Annotated in this window: 2 protein-coding genes; one reads left to right on the forward strand and one right to left on the reverse strand. The window is 46.7% G+C overall.

All coding sequences use genetic code 11. The features are described from left to right. On the reverse strand, positions 1 to 2,652 hold a 2,652-nt coding region (locus VIM72_RS08525), incomplete at its 3' end, for a hypothetical protein (protein ID WP_332002415.1). A gap of 589 nt (positions 2,653 to 3,241) precedes the next feature. On the opposite strand from VIM72_RS08525, the gene VIM72_RS08530 reads away from it, so the two are divergent. Beyond that, positions 3,242 to 4,273, forward strand: coding sequence for a PQQ-binding-like beta-propeller repeat protein (locus tag VIM72_RS08530; protein WP_332002416.1), 1,032 nt, complete (start codon positions 3,242 to 3,244; stop codon positions 4,271 to 4,273). The last annotated feature ends 227 nt before the right edge of the window (positions 4,274 to 4,500 follow it).

Below are 4,500 nucleotides of genomic sequence, written 5' to 3' on the forward strand. Positions count from 1 at the left end.
GTTCTCCGCCCAGTTAGTGGGGCCTTCCAGGCTGCTGAGCTGGTCCCTGCCTGTAGGGTTGTTGGGATAATTGCTATTGGAGGTCAGGCTGCTGATAGTAGCTCCGCTGATGCCTGTCCAGGATTCCCGCAGGATGGAGCCTGTCACGGCAATGTTAAAGGTTTGTGTGCTCTGGCATCCACTGCTATTGGTGTAGGTGGCCACATAGTTGCCTGCCTGACTGGCCTGGATATTTGAAATATACACTTCACGGGTAGCAGCACTAAAATTATTGGGCCCGGTCCAGCTCCAGGATCCTCCCTGCGTAGGCTGAGGGCCTAACTGCAGGGTGCCGCCTGCGGCTAAAGTAGCAGTGGTTGTTTGCTGCCAGGTTCCGCCATTAACCTGTATGTACGGGGTAATGGCAGTAGGTGTGCAGCCGGAGGAGGGCTCTCCATAAACGATACCTCTGCCTGCTGTGCTCATATATACTCTTCCGAAGATATTCATATCTCCCTGTACGAATTGCCCGTTACCGGGGCCGCCAAATTCATGCGTATCATCATTTACACGAACCCATGAAGCACCCTGGTCTGTGGAGCGATAAACGCCTCTGACATTATTGACGGTGCCCCAAATGAAAATCGTAGGATAATTTGCCCCGGAAGCAGCTACGCCAAAGCCAACGGCTCCGCAATTACTGACACCGTTTATGGTGGAAAATGATTGCCCTGAATTAGTTGAACGTGCCAGTCCTCCGCTGTTCAAAGCTATCCAAACATGTCCTTCCCTGCCGGGCGCCAGGCGGATAACTTTTGAGCCTCCGCCCGCAACTGAACCCACCTGGGAAAAGGAAGATCCGCCATTGGTGCTTACCATTACCGCCCCATTTCCGGGATTATACGCATAAAATTTATCGGAATTGACGGGATCACCAACCGGCCGCGCTTCATTAAAACTCAAACCACTTACCGCAGACCAGGAGGAGCCATTATTAGTTGACCGGTATGTAGTGGAAGATTCTTTGGGGGAATGCAGTACGGTATTACCATTAGCTGATAATGCTACCTGTCCGTGAGAGCCATTCATGCTATTTTGAGTCCAGGTTAATCCCATATCATTGGAATAATACATATTATTTCCTACCCGGACAATTTTGTTTGTATTTTGAGCAGCTACTGCCAACCCGCTGGTGGTCCCCATTTGCGGATTATGAATTGGTGCATATTGGCTAACATTGGAGGTGTGTCTGAACCCGTCATAGTCGCCAATAACAGAAATTACAGGACCATTGGGAATACTTTCCAGGTTAAGTGGTACTGTTTCTTCCAGCCCTCTTACTGCAAACCGCCAGGTGCCGCTGGAGCTGATATTATCATTTCTGAAAATACCATTACCTGAAGTGACCCAAACCTTCTCGGTATTAAAGGGATCAAATTCTATTGAGCCTGCCCAATGGATGGCATGCCCGCTAACCCAGGTGATACCATCGGGATCCATGGAAAATCCCCTGTTTACTACATCCACCCAGCTGGAGCCGCCATTTGTGCTCAGGAACATCCTGTCGCCCCAGGCGCCATTCTGGTTCATATAGGTGTTGATGGTACTGGCCACAATCCTGTTGGGATTATTGGGATCAACACTGATACCGCCGAATGCCTTGTTGAAACCGGAAGGTGTAATGTTTGTCCATGAGCCGTTGGAAATACTGTACCTCCAGATCTGTCCGTTATCCATAGGCTCCGGTAGCGACCAATGCCCACTGGGGCCTGCACCGTTGCCATAAGTAAGATACAGGTTTCCGTTACTTGCTAAAACAGCCCGATGCGGCATATAAGTGGTGGTGGCGCCGGAAATAGCATAAAAGGATTGTCCGCCATTATCACTTCTGTACAGGTTGGTGCTCCCGCTGCGGGAAACTCCTACAATGATTCTTTGGGTAACTCCACCTGAAACACTGCTTCCGTCCAAAACCACAAAGCTTATCCCGTTTTCATTAGGGGTGGTGGTTACATCCAGTGAGCTCATCCTGCTCCATGTAGCACCCGCGTCGGTACTTCTGAATAATCCATTCCAGCGGGTACCGCAATATAGAATATTGCTGTTGTGAGGGTCTACTACAAGCTTTTCTCCGGTTTGCCGGCCCATACCATTGCCATGGGCCTTGAATTGCGTAGTAACGTTTGTAATGGCAAACGTATTGCCGTAATCGTTAGACCGGAGTATGGCTGTTTTTCCACCGTTGAAATAAGAGATGCCTACCAGCATATAGACCCTGCCAGGTAATTGGGGATCTATGGCCAAAGACTCGACACCGAGGAACCCGACTTCATCGTCCGACACCCAATCCAACAACGGGACCCAGGTTGAAGTGGATGCATTCCAGCGGTAAGCTCCTCCTACGTCTGTCCGCGCATAAATCAGGTTTTGCTCGGTTTTACTCGGGATGATAGCTGAAACAAATCCGCCACCGCCAATAGCTACATTCTTCCAGGTGTAGCTGGTCTGTGCCTTCAATTCAGAACTCTGAAACACAATAATAACGGGTAGTAAACAGAGAAAGGCAAGCGCTTTTTGCAGGACTTGCGGGAATACATAAGCGGACATAGAACGTCCGGAAACAAAGGGTAGTATAACGCTTTGCTTAAACAGTGAAAGTAGTTTTGTTCTCATAAAGGTTAAATGGTTAAGTAAAATGAATGATCGTAAGTGGAATTTTGAATGATTTCATTTGAATGCAGCAGCGCTTGTATCCATCGGTATGGAAACCAGCTTAAGATTTGAAACAGAAGGTGAAATTGATTTCGTCCCATTTCCCTTTGTTTAGTGGGACGACGAGGGGCCATGACAACATGGCATTGCAAGGGTGGTCGCAGGAAGTGCAGCCGCGGAAGATGCGTTTTCATAACAGGAATTTTTGTCTCAATTGAGTGTTGTGAAGTTACCGAGATAGGTTTGGAAACCCGGTTCTCAAATGTTTCAGATCATGATAAGAAATGTTACAAATCCTGATCTTATAAGAATTTTCTCCGGTTAAAGATCTTTCGGGGCCTTTTTCTTTTTTGCATCTATTTCACTTTTAAAGATTGGTTGAAAGATACCGGAGCGTCTGAACCAGGGTATCTTTGCCTGATTTTAACTGTTATTCTGTCATGGTTAATTGCAGGTTATGGGTGGAGCTTCATTTGTTTGCTTATTTTGTTTTCTTTTGTGTATAACGATGGTTTGTTTTGGGAGTGATATTTTTGATTAGATAGATAGTATGATACAGTTAGTCCGCCAGTTAAACCTGGTACAGGAGCCGCTTATTACAGCAGCAGGCATTGTTTATAAAAACAGCGATAATGCTATTGTCCGGATAAACAACCATTTTTCCGTTACTGAAAGCGCACTACATCCGGCGCCTTTTGTACTGGCAGGAGTGGTGAATGGGGAAGTGATCATCCGGACAAAGGACAGGATCATTGCCTGGGATGCGGATAATAACGTTAGAAAAGAGTACCCGTTTGATTATACAGGTGGCCTTCAGATCAGGCTGGTCTACGATGATCATATGATCATCCGCAATAAAACGGAAGCCGGCTGGAAATTGAGCAAATATGATTTCCGGAGTTCAGACATTATCTGGGAAGCTGATGGAGCCTTTACCCACCTTTTCACCAGGAGCGGCGATCGGTTGCTGGCTACGCATACTGAAAAAAAGGGAGTGCTTACCTGTTTTAACGAAGCAAATGGCCGCCTTCTATGGGAGGTGGACATACATGAGTTAGGTCTGCCGGCCGGCAGTTATGAGATCATCGCGCGACCGCAGTTTGCAGATAACCGTATATGTGTTGGCGTTACCAGCGGGCAAACAGATTATTTACTTTGCCTGGACGCCGGTAACGGACGGTTACACTGGCAGGTGAAAGGGGCAGGCATGAGATTTCAGGTAACGGACAAGACTATACTATGTTTTGTGAACATGGAAATATGGCAGATCAATGCCCCGGATGGGGCACTCCTTCATAATGCGGACCTGTCGCCGCATATCAGGTCCGCAGGTATTGATCCCTATGCCAATGTAATTTTCAGGGATAATAAAATGTACCTGGCAGGTATCCTGGATACCATTGTCAGCGAATGGAGTATACAAACCGGTGAGCTGTTGTGGCGTTACCGGCTACATGATACCGGTAAAACAGGCCGCAGGGATATGATGATCCCTGCAGCAGAAGATGTATTTTATGTATTTGATAACCGCATGTATGTGTTGGATGCAGAGCGGACTTTATATGTATTTGAAAGGGAATAAATATTTGTATCTTACCTTACTACCTCCTTATAAATAAGGAGGTAGGTCAGACAATTATTTAATAGTTTAATGTACTTTTAGCAGGTAAAGCTTTTTTCTTGTGAATATTGGTCGAAAATTGCGAGCATCCGGTCCGAGGCAAAAAGCAGGCTGATCTGGTGCATAGGTTAGCTGTTACTCAACGCCCTGAACAATTACCAGTTTAACTCATAAAAATACCCTTTAAC

Origin of the sequence: Chitinophaga sp. (genome assembly GCF_036569185.1) — a bacterium.
Taxonomy (GTDB): domain Bacteria; phylum Bacteroidota; class Bacteroidia; order Chitinophagales; family Chitinophagaceae; genus Chitinophaga.